This window comes from Kitasatospora sp. NPDC057904 (assembly GCF_042887925.1).
GTDB lineage: Bacteria > Actinomycetota > Actinomycetes > Streptomycetales > Streptomycetaceae > Kitasatospora.
The window spans coordinates 61263-77821 of record NZ_JBHVOL010000033.1; the positions used below are offsets into that span (position 1 = coordinate 61263).

Consider the following 16559-nt stretch of genomic DNA (forward strand, 5'->3'; position numbering starts at 1 on the left):
ATCAAGTTCGAATCATTCAAGCTCGAAATATTCTGGCTTGACGGACTTGCTAGGGTGGGGGGCATGACGACGTCCCGGGCCCAGGAACCGCAGGCCATCGCCGAACGACAGCTGTGCGGCATGGTCAACGGACTCGCCCAGCGGATCGGCGAGCACGTGCGCGAGCACGCCGCCGCCCTCGGCCTCACCGAGGCCCAGGCGACGGCGCTGCGCGAGATGACCGGGCCGATGACCATGCGCGAGCTCGCCGAGCGCATGAGCTGCGAGCCGTCCAACGCGACCTTCGTCGTCGACAAGCTCGAGAAGCAGGGCCTGATCGAGCGCCGCCCCCACCCCACCGACCGCCGCGCCAAGCACCTGGTGCTCACGTCCGAGGGCACCGCGATGCGCGACCGCCTCCTCGAACTCCTCGCCGTCGGCTCCCCTCTGGCGGCCCTCGGCCCGGAGGAGCAACGCGTCCTCCACGGCCTGCTGAAGCAGGCCATCACCCGGTCGTAACGCGCAGGAGGGGCGGGGGAAACGCCCCCCGCCCCTCCTCACAGCAGCCACACGCTACGGGCGGCGGTCGAAGCCGACCTTCCACTGGACGAGGCCCTGGTAGAAGGTCGGGTGGTCACTTCGCCGGCGGGCCCTCCAGGTCGCTGATGACGAGGGTGTCCAGCCGCACCGAGTGCCAGACGTCCTGCGACGTGCCCCCGCCCCACTTCTCCGTCAGCACGATCGTGGCGTGCCCGGCGCCGCTGCCCTCGTAGCGGGTGGACCAGTCGAGCGGCACGTTCTGGGCGCGGAACACCGGGTCGGCGTCGTTCGCCTGCGCCCACGCGTCGAGCCGCCCGTTCAGCTCCGCCGTCAGGTAGTGGGCACGGACCTCGGCGGGCGACTGGTCCTTCGTGTCGAGGACGGCCCGGCGGTACTCCCGGAAGAAGGTGTTCACCCGGGCCTCGGGCGTGGAGGCCGCCGCGTGGGCCGGAACGGCGGGCACCACGACGGCAGCCCCGAGCACGGCGGCGGCGAGGGCGGTACGCAACTTCGACATGATTCCTCCATCGGGACAGGAACGTCTTCACCGGAGGAACGACCGGGCAAGCCCCCGGCTACGACGCCCGGCCGCCCGCGAACGCCGGGTACCCCGGCAGCGGCTCGTCGTCCCAGTCGCCCGCGATCTTCCGCAGCAGCAGCCCCACCGTCTCCGCGAGGGCCGGGAAGTCCGTCAGTCCGCTCGCCATCTCCCAGCGGTGGCGCAGCACTTGCCGCGCGGTCGGGGACGGTCGCCGAGGGTGGAGGGGCTTGTTCTCCGCCGTGCGCGGGACCAGCCAGACGGTGGTGTAGACCGTCCAGGCCGCGATGGCCTGCTGCATCCCGGCCTGCCACACGGCGTCCTCGGCGAGTGCGGGATAGGCGGCGACGATCTCGGTGCGGTACGCCTCCTCGATCGCCTCCGCCTGGCCGAGCGGGAGCCGGAAGACGCACCAGCAGGTGGAGAACGGCATCCGGCAGTAGGCGGCCGTCAGGAAGACGGACTGGTAGCAGGCCGCCTCGAAGTCGATCAGCCGCAGGCCGTCCGGGGTGAGCAGGTTGTTGTCGGGGCAGGTGTCGCCCGGGGTGAACGCGGGGTACTCCTCCCCGCCGGCCGTGCCGATCCGCGCCAGCTCCCCGGCGAGTTCGGAGGGCACGGCGATCCCGGTCTCCTCAAGCCGCAGCAGCAGCTTGGTGACGGACTGCCGGATCCACGGCTCCTCCGGCGACAACACCGTCGTGGACTCCGCCACCAGCCGCTCGAACTCGGCCTGCCGGTGCACCGATGCGGCGCCCAGCCGCCCGAGCCCGCGCGCCCAGACCAGCAGGCCCTCCTCGGCGGCCTTCGGATCGTCCCCGAGCAGCACGTCCGCCAGCGTCGGCGCGGCGCCGAGGTCCGCCATCACGAACAGCGGCACGATCGGGTCGACGGCGAGCAACTGCGGCCCGCCCAGCCCGAGCGAGAGCGCGGCGGCCTCGCGCGCGAAACAGCGCACCGCCCCGTCCCCGCCCTTGAACGCCTTCACGACGACGCTGCCGCCGGCCGCCGTCCGGCACCGCAGCACGGCGCTGCGGCTGCTGCCGCCCAGGTCCACCGGGTCCGTCAACCCGGTGCCCAACACGTCGCCCGCCCTGCGCAAGATCTGTTCCACCCGGCCATCCTGTCAGCGCGCGCAACCAGCATACGGAGAGTGACGGCGTGGTCGCCCCCTTGCGGGCGGGGACCGGCGCCGTCACCCTTTGGTCGAGCGACGGCCCGAACACCCTTCCCCCGAAAGGGCCCCAGCATGCCCCAGGACACCGCGTTCACCCTCCCCTTCGGGGCCGTGACCAGTCCGGACGCCGACGCCGCCCGGAACCGCAGTCTCCTCTGGTGCCGGCGGCAGGGGCTCATCGCGGACCCGGTCGACGAAGTGCGCTTCCTGCGCTGGGACATCTCCGGACTCATGGCCGCCTGGAACCCCCGGGCGAGCGGTGCGCAGCTGGACCTGACCGTCGACGCGGTCGTGGTGGCGACCTTCCTGGACGACCACGTCGACGGCCCGCTCGCCGACCAGCCGGACCAAGTCGCGGCCGTCTGCTCGGACTTCGCCACCGTCATCGCCACCGGAGGACGGCCCCCGGCGGGCGCCGGGCCGCTGATCCGGGCGTTCGGCGACGTGTGGCGCCGGCTCGCCGACGGCGCCTCGCCCGCCTGGCTGGAGCGCACCGGGCAGCACTGGCAGTGGTACCTCGGCGCCTACACCCAGGAGGCGCACAACCGCGCCCGCCGCCGCGTCCCGACCCGCGCCGAGTACGCGGAACTGCGCCGCCGGTCGGGCTTCGTGTACGCGATGATCGACCTCGGCCAGAAGGCCTACGGCTTCGAACTCCCGCGCCGACTCTACGCCGACGCCGTGGTGCGCCGGATGCTCGACATCACGGCGGACGTCGTCGACACCCTCAACGACGTGCACTCCGTGGAGAAGGAGGAATCGCGCGGCGACCTCCACAACCTCGTGCTCGTCATCGAGAACGAACTGGGCTGCGACCGCGCCGACAGCGTCCGCGAGATCCAGGGCATGATCAGCGCCTGGTGCGAGGAGTTCCTCGCCCTGGAGCAGCGCCTGTTGAGCACGGTCGGGCTGCGGGACACCGCCACCGCCCTCCGGATCGCCGACTGCATGCGCACGGCGATGAGCGGCTACCTGGAGTGGAGCCGGACGACCCGCCGCTACTCCCACCTGGTGCCGGCCGGGGAGCCCGCCCTCGTCACCGACCTCGTCACCTCGCCACGGTCCACGCACGGCCACCCACACCTGTGGTGGGGACACACGCCGTCCTGAGCGATCAGCCCAGCAGGGCACGGACGGTGGGCTCGACGAGGTCGACGAGGTCCAGGTCCAGGTCCACCGGTTGCTCCCACGCCCACCTCAGGAGGCCGAGCACCACCCTGTCGTCCAACGGCTGCGGTAGCGCAGTCGCACATCCCACCGGATCCAGGCCCTCCAGCAGGCGCAGCACCAGGACGCCCTCCCCGAACTCGGCCTCCATGGGATGCGGCAGGCTGCCCAGCCACGTCAGCAGCGCGGCTGCCCGGTCGGCGGGATCCGGGTAGTCAGCGGCCAACTGCTCGCGGAACGCGCCCACTTGGGCCTCCGGCAACTGCCCGGCGTCTCGCCCGGACACCTTCGCCAGCGTCGGCCGCAGCGAGACCGGCGCCTGCCGACGCACCAACTCCCCGGAGCCGTACCGCCCGTGACCGGCCTGCCGGGTCTGGTGCACCCCCTCACGGAGTCCCATGGCGTACGACAGCCGCGGAACGAGGTTCAGGAGAAGCCCCGGCGCACCGCGCCCGGCGAGGAACAGCGTCAGGCCGACCGGGTCCGCGACCGTCAGGTTGTCCCGGAACCTGGCCCGCTCCCAGGCGACGTCCGTGCTGTGGATGGTGCCCGACCCCACCGGCTCGCCGTCGGCGTCGTGGAGGCTCAGCGTCAGGCTGCCCAGGCACCGGCAGATGTCCCCGGTGAAGCCGCCCTCCGTCGTGAGCGACCGAAGCTGCGCGAGCTCGTCGGGGCTCTCGACCCACCCCAGCACATCGCGCCCGGCGAGCGGCCCATCCCCCTCCCCGCCCACGATCACCTGCACGAGCCGGGTCCGCGCCCACGCGTCGTCGAGCCATTCCCGCACCGGATGCCCCATGCCGGACTCTCCCCCGTTCACACCCACCGACGATCTCGCCCAGGATCCCACGACCCCGCGCGGGCCGTGCGCCTGGTCAGCCGATTCGCACCCGTGGATCACGTGAATGACCGCCCCCACGGTGGGCATTGATGGTGTGCCGAGCCTGCCAAAGGAGCCGCCCGTGTCCGCGCCGTCGTACCTGCCCGCGATGACTCTCGACCAGTACCTCGGGCACCTCTCCGCCCGGCACCCGCAGTGGCACCGGGCGCTCGATCCGGGGCGGCTCGGGTCCGCCACGGCCATGCGCCGGCTCTTCTCGCCGTCGGACGAGTTCAGCCCCGTCTGCGCCGACTCCCCGCGCGCCCCCGGGAACCCGCTCGTGCACTGGACCGGTGGCCGCGAACTGCTCCGCCTGGCCACCGGCGGCGCGAGCGACGCACTCGTCCTGGACGTGCTCGGCGGCGACGGTCCGCTCGCGCGCGCCGCCGCCGTCCGCCCCGGACAGGTGCCGGACGGGCTGGCCCTGCTGACCGGGGACCTCTCCGGCCCCATGGTGGCCGCCGCCCTCGCCCACGGCCTGCCCGCCGTCCGGCAGTCCGCGGACCGGCTGCTCCTCGCCGACGGCACGGTGGACGCGGTGCTGCTGGCGTACGGCACGCACCACGTCCCGTCCGACGACCGGCCCGCCGTGGTCGCCGAGGCCGTGCGGGTGCTGCGGCCGGGCGGCCGGGTCGTGCTGCACGACTTCGAGCCGCACAGCCCGACGGCCGCGTTCTTCCGGACCGTCGTCGACCCCCACGCCGCCGTCCGCCACGACCACCCGCACTTCACCCGCACCGAGCTGCTCGACCTGTTCGCGCCGCACCCCGTCGCCGTGCGCCTGCTCGACGTCTACGACCCGTTCACCGTCCGCGCGGCCTCCCCGGAGGACGCGAAGGCCGCCATGGTCGACCACCTCGCCGAGACCTACGCCCTGACGGACCACTTCGCCGCGCTCGGCCCCGAGCGGGCCTGGGAGCTCCTGGTCGCCGCCTTCGACCACACCGACCACCTCGCCGGCCTCTGCACGCCCCTCAACGCCCCCGCCCGCCCCCTGGTCGGCCCGGTGCTCGACGGCTACGTCGCCGAGGTCCCGAGGGTCGCGCTCGTCGCGGTGGCCGAGCGCCGCGCGAGGTAGGCCCCGGAGGTGGGCCCTGCCCGTCGGGCGGGGCCCTCACGGGAAGATGTGGTACCACTGGGACCGCTCCGGCCCGCTGTTCTCGTGCGCCCAGAACCCTCCGCCCAGCGGCCCCGAGACACCGGGAGGACCCGGTGTGACCCCGTTCACCACCTGCCCCCGGGACTCGAAGAACCGCCGGAACGCCCCGGCCGGGTCCGCGGCGACCGCCCGGCGCGCCGCGTCGTCGAGTTCGATCGTCACCTCGAAGAGCTCGGCGGTCCCCACCCGCACCCGCTCGGCGCCGGCGCTCACCGCGTCGCCGTCGGCCAGGGGAAAGACCGGGGACCACTTCGACTCGTCCCCTCCGCTGGTGATGTGGATGTACCCCGGGTGGTACGGCAGGCCGGGCTGCGGCTCCGGCGCCGTGATCGCGTTGACCTTGAACCCCTGCGACTCCAGGAACCGCCTGACGGTCCCGGCCGGGTCCTTCTCCAGCTCCCGCCGCACCGCGTCGTCCGCGACGTCGATCGTGACGCGCACGACCTCGAACTCGACGTCCTCCACCTTCCGCAACGTTCCGCGCAGTTCCACTCCGTCGGACATGACGTACCTCCAGGGCGCCTCGTCGACGTCCCCCATCCCCCATCCCCCAGTCTGCGCCGCCCCCCGGTGCCCGCAACGCGGGACGAAGGCACAGCCTCCGCCACTCGATACGCACAGTCACCATCCGCCGGGCAGCATCCAACACCCGGCCCTGGAAGGGGCAATACCGCCGGGTTCGTGCGGCAGCCGCGCTCGCGCCCGAAGCCGCTGCTCGGACGGGCGCCGGGCGACTCGCCGCATACGCTCGGTCCGTGGACGTTCTCAGCGATGTGATCACGGTGGCGCGGACCGGGCGTCCCCGCTCGGCGTGGGTTCGATGGCATGCGCCGTGGGGGCAGCGGTTCGCGGCCGTGCCCGGGGCGGTGGCGTTCCAGGTGGTGCTGGAGGGGAGTTGCTGGTTCCTGGCGCCGGGCGCCGAGCCCGTCCGACTGGGCGCGGGCGACGTGCTGTTCCTGCCGCACGGCAGCGGGCACGCGCTGGCCGACGACCCGGCGACCCCGCTCACGGCCCCGGTGTGCAAGCCGGACGAGCCCGGCGATGCCTACGTCGCGGACACCGTCGACCGCCTCGGCCTGAGCGGCCCGGCCACCGTCGTCCTGTGCGGGGCGCACGAGCTCGACCCGACCCGCACGCACCCCCTGCTCCTGACCCTCCCGGACTTCCTGCACCTCCCGGCGGATCCGGACCGTCACCCCGAACTCCACGCCGCCGTCACGCTCCTGGCCGCCGAGGTGTCATCGCCGCGCCCGGGCACCGGCGCGATCATCCCGGCGCTCCTCGACACCCTGCTGATGTACGTGCTGCGCAGCCGGCTCGCCGAGCGCCCCGCCGACGGTCCGGCGACCGGCTGGGCCGCCGCGCTCGCCGACCCCGCCGTCGCCGCCGCCCTCCAGGCCGTGCACCACGCCCCGGCCGAGCCCTGGACCGTCGGCAAACTCGCCGCCGAGGCCGGCCTCTCCCGGGCCGCGTTCGCCCGCCGCTTCGCCACGACGGTCGGCCGGCCGCCGCTCGGCTACCTGACCTGGTGGCGGATGACCGCCGCCGCCCGTCACCTCCGGGCGACGGACGCGCCCCTGCGCGTCGTCGCCGCCCGGGTCGGGTACGGCTCCGAGTTCGCCTTCGCCGCCGCGTTCAAACGGGCGCACGGCATGGCTCCCGGCACGTACCGCTCGTATGCTGCTCACCGTGATCAACTCGCTGACGAACATGGATGATTCCAAGGTCGCCATCGCCGCCGCGCGCGCCGGTGCCGACGTGGTGCGCGCGATGTACGGGCAGGACCTCGCCCGCATCGACAAGGGCGCCGGGGACTTCGCCACCGCGGCCGACGTGGCGGCGGAGCAGGCGATCCTCGACGTCATCCGCGCGGCCCGGCCGGACGACGCGCTGCTCGGCGAGGAGGGCGGGCGGCAGGGGCCCGTCGGCGCCGGGCGCGAGTGGCTGGTGGATCCCCTGTGCGGGACGCTCAACTACGCCGCGGGCACGCTGGTGGTGGCCGTCAACGTCGCGCTCCGCGACGGCGCCGCGGCGGTGGCGGATCCGTTCGGCGACGAGGTCTTCTTCACCGACGGCACGACCGCCCGGGTGCGCCGCGACGGCACCGACGCGGAGCTGGCGCCCACCGCCGCCACGCAGTTGGTGGACGTCAACCTCGACCCGCCGTTCCCGGGCGCCCCCGGGTTCCGGGCCGTGGAACTGCTCGCCGACGCGCGGTTCGTCGAACGCTTCCGGCCGCGGGTCGTGTCGACGTCGCTGGCGCTGGCCTGGGTGGCCGCCGGCAAGCGCGCCGCGTACGTCACCGACGGCGGCGACCTGTCCGGGAGCGTCCACTTCGCCGCGGGCATCGCGCTGTGCCGGGCCGCCGGCTGCGTGGTCACCGGCATCGACGGCAACCCGATCGGCACCGGGGCGGGCGGCCGCGGGCTGCTCGTGGCGGCGGACGCCGAGACGCACGGGCTGCTGATGTCGATCATCACCGGTCAGGACTGACGAGGCCGGCACCGCGCCGTCGCTCCCCTCGTGGCGGCGGCGCGGTGCGCTCACCCTTTCAGCGGGAGGTACGGCACTTGGTGAGTGAGCCCTCGGCGTTGATCGAGCGGATGTTCTTGTACCAGTCCGCCGACGTATTGCCCCACGTGCCAGGCTGGAGCGTCACGGAGTACCCGCTGCAGTGCGGATCGGTCCAGACCGTCCAGGCGGAGTCGCTGTGGTTCCACCAGGACAGCGCGTTGTAGCCGACCTTGGTGTTCCTGAGGTCGTTGTCGTAGCTCGCCCGCTGGAGGAGCCCGCCCTGGCGGTTCTGCTCCGTGTAGAGGCAGAAGTTGCCCGCCGAGCAGCCGGACTCCGCCGACGCGGGGTGGGCGGTGGCGGTCACGGGCGGGGCGCCCAGCGCGGTGGTGAGGGTGAGGGCGGCCGTGGCCAGCGCCGTGGCCAGGGAACGGTGGTGCGTCATCGCTGTGGTCCTCTCGGTGTTCGGCGGGCGCCGGGGCTCCGGCCGCTCCGCCGTCACCAGGAGTGTTCGGCCTCCTGGCCACCGGCTGAACGGGTTGTCCGTTGCCGGCGCCGCCAGGCACCTGGCAACACCCTCCGACCTGGGACGACGCCACCCTCAGTGACAGGCCGCCGGCACCGGCTCCTGCGGCACCAGCCGCTGCCAGCGGGCGGGGTCGGGCCTCGGGGCGAGCCCGCAGACGCGGGCCAGGACGCGCCCGGGGTCGAGGTCCCACCGGCGCAGCGTGCCGTCCCGCGAGGCGGTGACGAGCGTGCGGGCGTCCGTGAACACGCCGTCCTGGACGGCCGCAGCGTGGCCGCGCAGCTCGGCCTCCAGGGTTCCGCCCGGCACCCGCCACACCCGGGCGGTCCGGTCGCGGGAGCCGCTGACCAGCCGGGTGCCGTCGGGGCTGAACCGGACGTTGACGATCGGGCCGGTGTGTCCGGGCAGGACGGTGACGCGCTGCGGGTCCGCGACCGGCCGCAGGTGCACCTCGCCGTCGCGCCCGGCGGTGGCGAGGAGGGTGCCGTCCGGGCTGGCGGCGACGCCGAAGACGGTGTCGTGGTGGTCGTGCAGGACGGTCGCGCGGCCGGTGCGGGTGTCCCAGAGGCGCACGGTCTCGTCCTGTCCGGCGGAGGCGAGCAGCGTGCCGTCGCCGATGAACGCGAGGCCGAGCACCTCGTCGTCGTGGCCGGTCAGCTCACCCGCGGGCGCGCTGGTGGCGACGTCCCACAGCCGCACGACACCGTCGTTCCCGGCGGAGGCGAGGCGGCGGCCGTCCGCGCTGAAGGCGAGCGCCTTGACGGGCCCGGTGTGGCCGGTGAGCTCGCCGGCCGGGGAGAGGTCGGCGGTGTGCCAGAGGCGGACAACGTGGTCGGCCCCGGCGGTGGCCAGCAGGGTGCCGTCCGGGCTGTGGACGATGCCCCAGACGGCTCCGGTGTGGGCCTGACGGGAGGTGACCTCGGTGTGGCGGGCGACGTCCCACAGGTGGAGCGTCCCGTCGACGGCACCGGCGACGACCTGGGGACCGGTCGGTCCTGACACTCCGTCGAGAGAGAGCACCGCGGCGGCCGGGTGCGCGACGAGTACCGGGTCGCCCAGCCGCCACAGGCGGTTCACGGCGTCGTCGCCGACCGTCAGCAGCAGGGTGTCCGACACGAACCGCACGGCGTTCACCGGTCCGCTGTGCCCCGACAGCGTCGCCACCGGCTGCCCGGTCGCGATGTCCCACACGCGGACGGCGTTGTCGCGGCCCCCGGTGGCGAGGGTGCGGCCGTCCGGGGCGAAGGCGACGGCGAGCACCGCGTCCGTGTGACCGGTCAGGGGCGCGGCGGCGGGCGCCCGGGTGTCGGTGTGCCAGATCCGCACGCCGTCCGGCTGGGCGACCGCGAGCAGCGACGCATCCGGGCTGAAGGCGAGGGCGCGGAGGTCCGGGCCGAGCTGCCAGGGCTCACCCGCGGTGCCCTTGGCCACGTCCCACGGCAGCACCGCGCCGTCCGCGCGGGCCACGGCGAGCGTGCGGCCGTCCGGGGAGAACGCGAGGTCGAGCACTCCGCCGTGCCCGGGTTCGCCGATCACGACCGGCGGCCTGGCAGGCGCCGCGTCGTCGTAGAGGCGCACCGTCCCGTCGTCCCCGCCCTCGGCGAGGAGTCGGCCCGCCGGAGCGTACGCGAGGGCGCGTACCGGGCCACCGTGCGCCGCGTATTGGCGTACCGCAGGGGCGGGCGTGCCCGTGTCGTACACCCGCGTGATCCCGTCCGCGCCGGCGGTCGCGACCAGCATCGCGTCATGGGACAGCGTGACGGCGCGCAGCGACAACAGGCCCACGGACAGCGCGAAGCGGGCGCGGGAGGCGGACCCGTCCGGCCGGAGGTCCCACAGCCGCAGGACGCCGTCGTTGCCCGAGGTCGCCGCCGTCCGGCCGTCCGCCGAGACGGCCGCGGCGTTCACGGCGCGCCCGCCCGCGTCGCCGAACTGTCCTACCAGCGACTGCCCCTGTGCGCTCAGCAGGGCACTGCGGCTGCGCGGGGTGTCCGCCGCCCGGAACGCCTCGGCGGCCAGCAGCATCGCGACGTCCGGCTCGGTCGCCGCCACCGCCTGCGCCTGCGCCGCGTACTCGTCCGAGCGCGCCAGCCGGGCCGCCGTCACCGCCCGGCCGCGCTGCCCCCACGCCACCGCCCCGGCGCTCAGCGCGAGCGCCAGGCACCCGGCGAGGGCCGCCGTCAGCCGGCGCAGGCGGCGCGCCCTCGCCAGCGCCGCCCGCTGCGCCGCCTCCTCGGCCTCCTGCGAGCGGGTGAGGAACGCGAGCTCCGGCGGGCTGAGCGCACCCGCGCCGTCGCCCCGGGCCCATTCCCGGGCCAGGGCGAGGCGGGTGCCCTGGTAGAGGGCGGACGGGTCGCGCCCGGCGTCCTGCCACGCCTCGCACGCCTGGCCGAGCTGCCGGTGCACCCGCAGGCCCGCGCGGTCGGCGTCCAGCCACTCGCGCAGGCGCGGCCAGGCGGTGAGCAGGGCCTCGTGGGTGATCTCGACGCCGTCGCCGGTGAGCGTCAGCATGCGGGCCCGGCCGAGCGCCTCGACGGCGGCGCGGGCGTGGTCGCGCCGCTCGGCGGGCTCGTGCCACAGCAGGCGTTCGAGCGGGACGCGACGGCGGGCCTGGCGAACGCCGTCGCCGGCGTGGACGAGTCGGATCATCATCCTGTGGACGGCGGCCCGGCCGTCCTGGGGCTGGCGGAGGTACACCGCCTCCGCCGTCGTGGCGAGCGCCTCACGGACGCCGCCGGTGCGGCGGTAGCCGGCGACGGTGAGCACCCGGCCCTCGCGCTGCTGCCAGGTGGCGAGCAGCGCGTGGGCGAGGAGGGGGAGAGTGCCCGCCTCGACGGGATCCGCCCCGAGGTCGGAGAGTAGGAGGTCGACCAGGCCGACTTCCAGCTCCAGCCCCTCCGCCGCGGCCGGCCCCTCGACAGCCCGGACGAGCTCCGCCCGGTTCATCGGACCGAGCGGTAGGTGCCCGTTCTCCAGCGCGGCGAGCAGCTCCGGGTAGGCCAGGCACCGCCCGTACAAGTCCGCGCGCACGCCGATCACGACGGGCACGGTACGCGGCCCCGGCCCGGACCACGTACACAGCGCCGCGACGAACGCCCGCCGCTCGTCCTCGTCCTGACACTCCGTGAACAGCTCCTCGAACTGGTCGACGACGATCAGGGCCCGTCGGCTGTCGTCGGCAACGGCATCGAGCCTGGCCAGCACCTGCTTCGGCCGGGCCGTCGGCGTGCACACCTCGACCCGCCAGCCCGCCGACCCCGGCAGGCACCCGCGCGCCAACGCCGGCACCAGCCCGGCCCGCAGCAGCGAAGACTTGCCCGTCCCCGACGGGGCGACCACCGCCAACGGGCCGCCGCCGTCCATCCGTTCGCCCACGCAGGCGACCAGTCGGGCGCTCGCGCGCTCGCGGCCGAAGAACCACCGGGCCTGGCCGGCCTGGAACGCGGCGAGCCCGGGGTACGGGCAGGCGTCGGCCGCTCCTTCGGAGACCAGCGCGGCCAGACCGCCTTCGCCCCCGAGCACGGCGTCGCAGGCACGGGCGACGTCCAGCGACATCGGGCGCTCGCCGGTCTCGATGCGGCTCAGGTAGCCCTTGCTGAAGTGCGCCTGCTTCGCGAGCGCCGACAGGCTCATCCCGCGCTCGCCCCGCATCCGGCGCAGCACCGCACCCGGCGCCTCGTCCCGGTCCTGCTCGTTCGACACGCGCGCTCCCTCGGCCGGCACCAGCACGTGCCCCGATTGTCGGCGGACGATCGACCGACCCGGACGGCCTGCCGCCCGGCCTCATCCGAAAGTGCGAACGCCGGTCCGGGAGTTCACGAACGACCGGGCGGCCGTCTCGACGTCTTGGCCGCCTGCAAGGCCGTCCGGGCGCGTTCGGCACCCCGCGCATCGACGGCCGCGCCGGCTCTCCCCTCCCCCTCACAAGCCCGGCAACGCCCGGGCCGTGGCACGGGATCACGGCATTCCCAGCACTCCGCATACCGCTTCGGCGCCACCGTGTGAACCGGCGGCATCTTCCGCACCAGGCGATCGCGCAGCACCCCCACCGGCGAGTGCACGGGCGACGGCAACCCGGGCAGCAACGCCTGCGCCAGATCGGCCGGACTGCTCCCCCGCTCCAGCCACTCCTCGACGAGCGGCGCCAGCGCCGCCGCCTCCCGCTCCCCGAGCCGCAGCCGCGGCTCCGGCCGAACCACCTGGAGCAGCGTCCGCGCCGCCGCGCCCGGGCCCGAGTCCGAGCCCGAGTCGCCCGGGAGGGTGGGTTCTTGCTCACGTTCCTTTACTTCAGGAACGACACGGGGACCGCCCACCGGCCGACCGGCCGCCGGACCCTTGGCACCCGGCGCCACCTGCGGCGTGTCGTAGACGTGCGCTTCACTGCGCAACGTCCCGTCCGGCAACCGGACCACCTCGACGCGGTAGAACCCGGCGTCCGTCAGCTCTTTGAGGGCCTTCTGCACGGCACAGCGCCCCTGCGGACTGGTGTCGGCCATGCGCCGCCCGTCCTCCCGCCACCCGTCGGGCCGGGAGACGAGATCGGCGAGCAGACCGCGCGCAGTGTAGCTGAGTCGGCGATTCTGCAGTGCAGCGTTGGGAAGTACGGTGAACGAGCGCGTGTGCGCGCTACGATGTACACGCATTGGAGGTCCTGCTCCTGTGCCAGACCCCGGGGTGTTGGTAGCACCGCCGGGGTCAACGCTTTCTCTTGACGGCACGGAACGTAGCACACGCACGACCGAGAGTTGCAGCCGTTTAACTTTCGTTCCCCAAAGCCAAATTGACGATCAATATCGATCCTTTGGCGCCTACTACCGGCGATTCGTTAACCGGGGGATGGCACATCCACCTTCGGTCCGCGCTCATCGACGGCTGCCTGACGGGCACCGGCCCGCCGCTCACGGCTTCAAGGATCAGCCGACTTCCAGTACGCCTTCGAGAACGAAGATGATTTCGGTGGCCTGGGCTCGCATGGAGTTCCTCGTGCCGCGCCCGGACTCGGACTCCGTCGCCGGATGGAACAGACCGCTCACCGATTCGCCCACGCCCACCTCCGTGACGTTGGTCCCGCCCACGATGGTGCGGGTCTCGTTGACCATGGTGCTCTGACCGGTGTTCCAGGTGGTGATGTCCGTGCTGGTCACGAGGGTCGCCCCGTTGAGGAGCGTGGTGGCGTGGCCGCTGATCGAGACGGTCGCGGACGTGATGCCCGGATTGATCGGCGAGGCGCAGTTCGTCAGGGTGGCGCTGCCGTTCACGGTGCCGTCTTCGGCGATGTTCAGGGTGAGATTCCCGCTCTTGCACGCCACGTCGGTAGTACTGGCCTGCGTCGCGCGAGCGGGAGCGGCACCCCCGAGGAAGACGGCGCCGGTCGCAAGAGAGGCAAGGGAGACAAGGGAAGCAAGGGTGGACGGGAACACCCGCCCCCGCGCGGTGCGGATCATGGACATGAAACAACTCCTCCGAGCGCAGCACAAGGCGTCCAAGACCATCCTGGACAGGATCCGTGCGCCCGCGGAACAGTTCCCGCACCACAGGGACATGACATGTCACCTTCGAGTGTTTCACCCGTTCGATCCGCCACCCGCTGCCGGCCGGGGCTGCGCCTTCCCACACCAGGGGTTCTCATGCTCTTCGCCCCACTCTGATCAGCATCCACGCGATAGCTGGGTTCGCCCGAACCGCCGCCACCACGAGCCGTCCCGCTCCAACCCGTCGAGAGCTTCGAGCCGCCGCTCGACGTGCTCAATGAACTCGGCCGGCAGCCTCACGGCGTGGTCGACGACGTAGTGGCCGAGCCCCTCCGGCCAGAGGTAGACGCCGTCGGTGAGATCGTGCGAGCCATTGGCCCGCCCGCACAACCTGCACTGGGAAGTCCCCATCCAGTCCCCGGCGACCTGGCCTCGGTCGAGATAGTCCGCGACCCACAGCCGCTCCGACTCGTCCCACCCAGCGTCTACGAAGTCACGGGGATCCGGCAGCGTCCCGTCTCCCCCGGGCATCGCCCAGAACCCGAGCAGCCTCACCCTGCCGCTCGGGTGTTGCCCCAATTCCGCCATGCTCCCGAGGATTTCACGCCCTCATCACCCCCGTATGGAAAGTCGGCCGGCCCGACTTCCTACGTCTCGGACCTACTGATCATTTCAGAATGAGATCGGAGTGTCGGCTGGCGTCTGACGCCGCGTCTGGGCAGGGTCTGGCGGGTGACTGATGATCTTGTTCCCGACGGCCTCTGGGAACGCATAGCCCCGCTGCTTCCGAAACGACCTCCTCGCCACCACCGCCATCCCGGACGTCCGGCTGCTCGAACTCGCCTGCAGCATCATCTGCTTGCGTAGACTCCGCAGGGGTCTCCCCGAAGCGATCAGCAGGTACGTATGGGACTCGTGAGGAGCCCCAGAGCAGAGAACTCGACGGTCAGGAATTCAGCCTCTGTCGGCGTGACGCGCAGGCCTGGGCCCAGTAGGTCACGCAGCATTCCGGCGGTCTCGGCAACCGTCCCACCGTAGGTCCGTCGGAGGATACGAAGGACATGGACCCGGGAGGGTTCCTGGGCAACAACGCTAATCACAGCGCCTCCCGTGGCCTGCAGGACAGCATCCCGAAGCCATGCCGGCCCTATTCCCTCAAAGCCCTCGTCCGAGCAGTCGTAGCAAATCCGGCTGTCCCTCCAGTAGAACCGTCCGTCCCGGACGACCTGCCCTGGCACGCTCGTGGAGGGGCGTCCGCAGTACCAGCAGCAGCCTGGATCGACCCTACTCATGCCCCGTACCTCTGGGCGTGACGGTGTAAGGCCTTGAGAGAGTTCGGTCCAACGTCACGAGTATCGCGTTAAAACCCGGGTTTACGGTCACCACCGCATTCTGACGAAGCAGCCTGGGCAGTCGCTACCCGTTTGCCGAGGCGGCCCCGACCAGCTCTGGAACGATCAGTCAAGCGTCGGGTAGACGTCCTGCCACCGGTAGCGCGGCACGCAGAAGTGCCAGTGCACGAAGCCGGTCACGAAACGGTCGATGTACGGATACTGCTCCGCACTGGCCAGTTCCCGCAGGCGCCGGTGGGTCGCCCTCGCCGCGACGAAGACGTCGCGGAACGCATCAAGATACGGGACGCCGCGCGTCATCGCGTGCCGGTAGATCCTGCTGGCGAGGAAGTCGTCCCCGTCGACCGCTTCCTTGTAGAAGGACAGCAGGTCGTTGAAGTCGTTGAGGAAGCCCACGGTCGGGCTCAGCGCCGCCGCCCAGAAGCGCCGGTCGGCGCCGATCTCCAGGCAGGGGGCGGCGAACTGGAGCGCGGCCGACCAGATCTCGCAGTACCCCGACCGAGCCCGGACGAACTCGGTGTCGATGCCGTCCGACGCCTCCGCCGTGAACTCGCCCTCCATCAGGACGCCCGTCATGGCGTTGTAGAAGAAGGCCTTGTAGACGGCGAGGAACGTCGCGTCGCAGAACCGGCCCAGCTCGCCGAACATGTGCCGGACGTACCGTGCGTTGGACGACACCGACACCCGCTCCGGCAGCATCCCGGCCTGCAGAACGGCCTCGAACTCCGCAGGGTCGCGCGCGCAGACGTCGTCGACGTAGACGGCGAACACCCACACCCGGCTCACCGCCAGCGCGACCTCGTCATCGAGGTCCGGCAGCATCAGGGCACGCATGAGGGTCACGTCACGGATCACCCCCGCCGGACAGGAGATGTCGAACGCGGCCAGCTCCGCGGCCAGGGCCGTAGCAATGGCCCGGGCCCCAGCACCATCGTAGGAATGCGTGACGACGCCGAACTCGGTACGAATCTCCTCGACGACCCCCGTGGCGATCACCTCGCCGGCCATGCCCCGGAGCCTCGGGTCTGCGATGGCATCGAGGCCGCGCCGGGGCGTGAACCGGAGCGAGTCGACGCCGGGCGGTGCTGGATTCCTGATCGTGCGACAGTTCGACGACGAGCCCATGCCTCTACGCCTCCTCGGACCGGCCACGTGGCCTTCACCCACTTACTGAGGTTTTCAAGGTGGGGTCGGTGAGGTGAGTGACAGGCCGGTGCCCGTCAGACATCCCTCGATGAGGGTGGACCGGAGCTGGATATGTC

The 16559-nt window shown here is 72.8% G+C and carries 15 protein-coding genes and 1 pseudogene; 6 read left to right on the plus strand and 10 right to left on the minus strand.

The window, feature by feature from the left end:
* Nucleotides 1-63: 63 nt before the first annotated feature.
* Nucleotides 64-498, plus strand: coding sequence for a MarR family winged helix-turn-helix transcriptional regulator (locus tag ACFVSN_RS41390; RefSeq protein WP_380501436.1), 435 nt, complete (start codon nt 64-66; stop codon nt 496-498).
* Nucleotides 499-613: 115 nt separating this feature from the next.
* Here ACFVSN_RS41390 and ACFVSN_RS41395 read toward each other — a convergent pair whose 3' ends face one another.
* Together ACFVSN_RS41395 and ACFVSN_RS41400 are read right to left on the minus strand one after the other, a co-directional pair.
* A complete protein-coding gene (locus tag ACFVSN_RS41395; RefSeq protein WP_387958679.1) occupies nt 614-1036 on the minus strand; it encodes a hypothetical protein in 423 nt (140 codons plus the stop codon).
* 58 nt (nt 1037-1094) lie between these two features.
* Nucleotides 1095-2168 carry a hypothetical protein gene (locus ACFVSN_RS41400; protein ID WP_387958681.1) on the minus strand — a complete coding sequence of 358 codons (1074 nt, stop codon included), beginning with the start codon at nt 2166-2168 and terminating at the stop codon, nt 1095-1097.
* 135 nt (nt 2169-2303) lie between these two features.
* On the opposite strand from ACFVSN_RS41400, the gene ACFVSN_RS41405 reads away from it, so the two are divergent.
* A complete protein-coding gene (locus ACFVSN_RS41405; RefSeq protein ID WP_387958683.1) occupies nt 2304-3341 on the plus strand; it encodes a hypothetical protein in 1038 nt (345 codons plus the stop codon).
* A gap of 4 nt (nt 3342-3345) precedes the next feature.
* On the opposite strand, the gene ACFVSN_RS41410 is transcribed toward ACFVSN_RS41405, so the two are convergent.
* Nucleotides 3346-4197, minus strand: a complete 852-nt coding sequence (locus ACFVSN_RS41410; protein ID WP_387958685.1) for a hypothetical protein — start codon at nt 4195-4197, stop codon at nt 3346-3348.
* Nucleotides 4198-4360: 163 nt separating this feature from the next.
* On the opposite strand from ACFVSN_RS41410, the gene ACFVSN_RS41415 reads away from it, so the two are divergent.
* Nucleotides 4361-5356 (plus strand): class I SAM-dependent methyltransferase, encoded by a 996-nt coding sequence (locus ACFVSN_RS41415; protein ID WP_380495146.1) that lies wholly within the window; start codon nt 4361-4363, stop codon nt 5354-5356.
* Between the two features lie 36 nt (nt 5357-5392).
* On the opposite strand, the gene ACFVSN_RS41420 is transcribed toward ACFVSN_RS41415, so the two are convergent.
* Nucleotides 5393-5941, minus strand: a complete 549-nt coding sequence (locus tag ACFVSN_RS41420; protein ID WP_380501420.1) for a hypothetical protein — start codon at nt 5939-5941, stop codon at nt 5393-5395.
* Nucleotides 5942-6192: 251 nt separating this feature from the next.
* Between ACFVSN_RS41420 and ACFVSN_RS41425 the strand changes: the two genes are divergently transcribed.
* Both ACFVSN_RS41425 and ACFVSN_RS41430 read left to right on the plus strand, forming a co-directional pair.
* Nucleotides 6193-7155, plus strand: a complete 963-nt coding sequence (locus ACFVSN_RS41425) for an AraC family transcriptional regulator (RefSeq protein WP_387958687.1) — start codon at nt 6193-6195, stop codon at nt 7153-7155.
* A complete protein-coding gene (locus ACFVSN_RS41430) occupies nt 7127-7930 on the plus strand; it encodes an inositol monophosphatase family protein (protein WP_387958689.1) in 804 nt (267 codons plus the stop codon). Before ACFVSN_RS41425 ends, ACFVSN_RS41430 begins: the two co-directional genes overlap by 29 nt.
* A gap of 58 nt (nt 7931-7988) precedes the next feature.
* Here the strand turns inward: ACFVSN_RS41430 and ACFVSN_RS41435 are convergent, their stop codons facing one another.
* From ACFVSN_RS41435 to ACFVSN_RS41455, 5 genes are all read right to left on the minus strand, one after another.
* Nucleotides 7989-8393 (minus strand): peptidase inhibitor family I36 protein, encoded by a 405-nt coding sequence (locus tag ACFVSN_RS41435; protein WP_387958691.1) that lies wholly within the window; start codon nt 8391-8393, stop codon nt 7989-7991.
* Nucleotides 8394-8549: 156 nt separating this feature from the next.
* On the minus strand, nt 8550-12176 hold the full coding sequence (locus tag ACFVSN_RS41440) for a helix-turn-helix domain-containing protein (RefSeq protein WP_387958693.1): 3627 nt from the start codon (nt 12174-12176) through the stop codon (nt 8550-8552).
* A gap of 113 nt (nt 12177-12289) precedes the next feature.
* Nucleotides 12290-12970, minus strand: coding sequence for a hypothetical protein (locus ACFVSN_RS41445; RefSeq protein WP_387958695.1), 681 nt, complete (start codon nt 12968-12970; stop codon nt 12290-12292).
* Between the two features lie 417 nt (nt 12971-13387).
* Nucleotides 13388-13924: a hypothetical protein gene (locus tag ACFVSN_RS41450; protein WP_387958697.1), complete on the minus strand. Its 537-nt coding sequence runs from the start codon at nt 13922-13924 to the stop codon at nt 13388-13390.
* Nucleotides 13925-14122: 198 nt separating this feature from the next.
* On the minus strand, nt 14123-14533 hold the full coding sequence (locus tag ACFVSN_RS41455) for a hypothetical protein (RefSeq protein ID WP_387958699.1): 411 nt from the start codon (nt 14531-14533) through the stop codon (nt 14123-14125).
* A gap of 144 nt (nt 14534-14677) precedes the next feature.
* Between ACFVSN_RS41455 and ACFVSN_RS41460 the strand changes: the two are divergent.
* Nucleotides 14678-14770: pseudogene (locus ACFVSN_RS41460) on the plus strand (IS5/IS1182 family transposase); the annotation flags it as partial.
* A 632-nt stretch (nt 14771-15402) separates the two neighbouring features.
* Here the strand turns inward: ACFVSN_RS41460 and ACFVSN_RS41465 are convergent.
* Nucleotides 15403-16305 carry a hypothetical protein gene (locus tag ACFVSN_RS41465; protein WP_387958701.1) on the minus strand — a complete coding sequence of 301 codons (903 nt, stop codon included), beginning with the start codon at nt 16303-16305 and terminating at the stop codon, nt 15403-15405.
* Between the last annotated feature and the right edge of the window lie 254 nt (nt 16306-16559).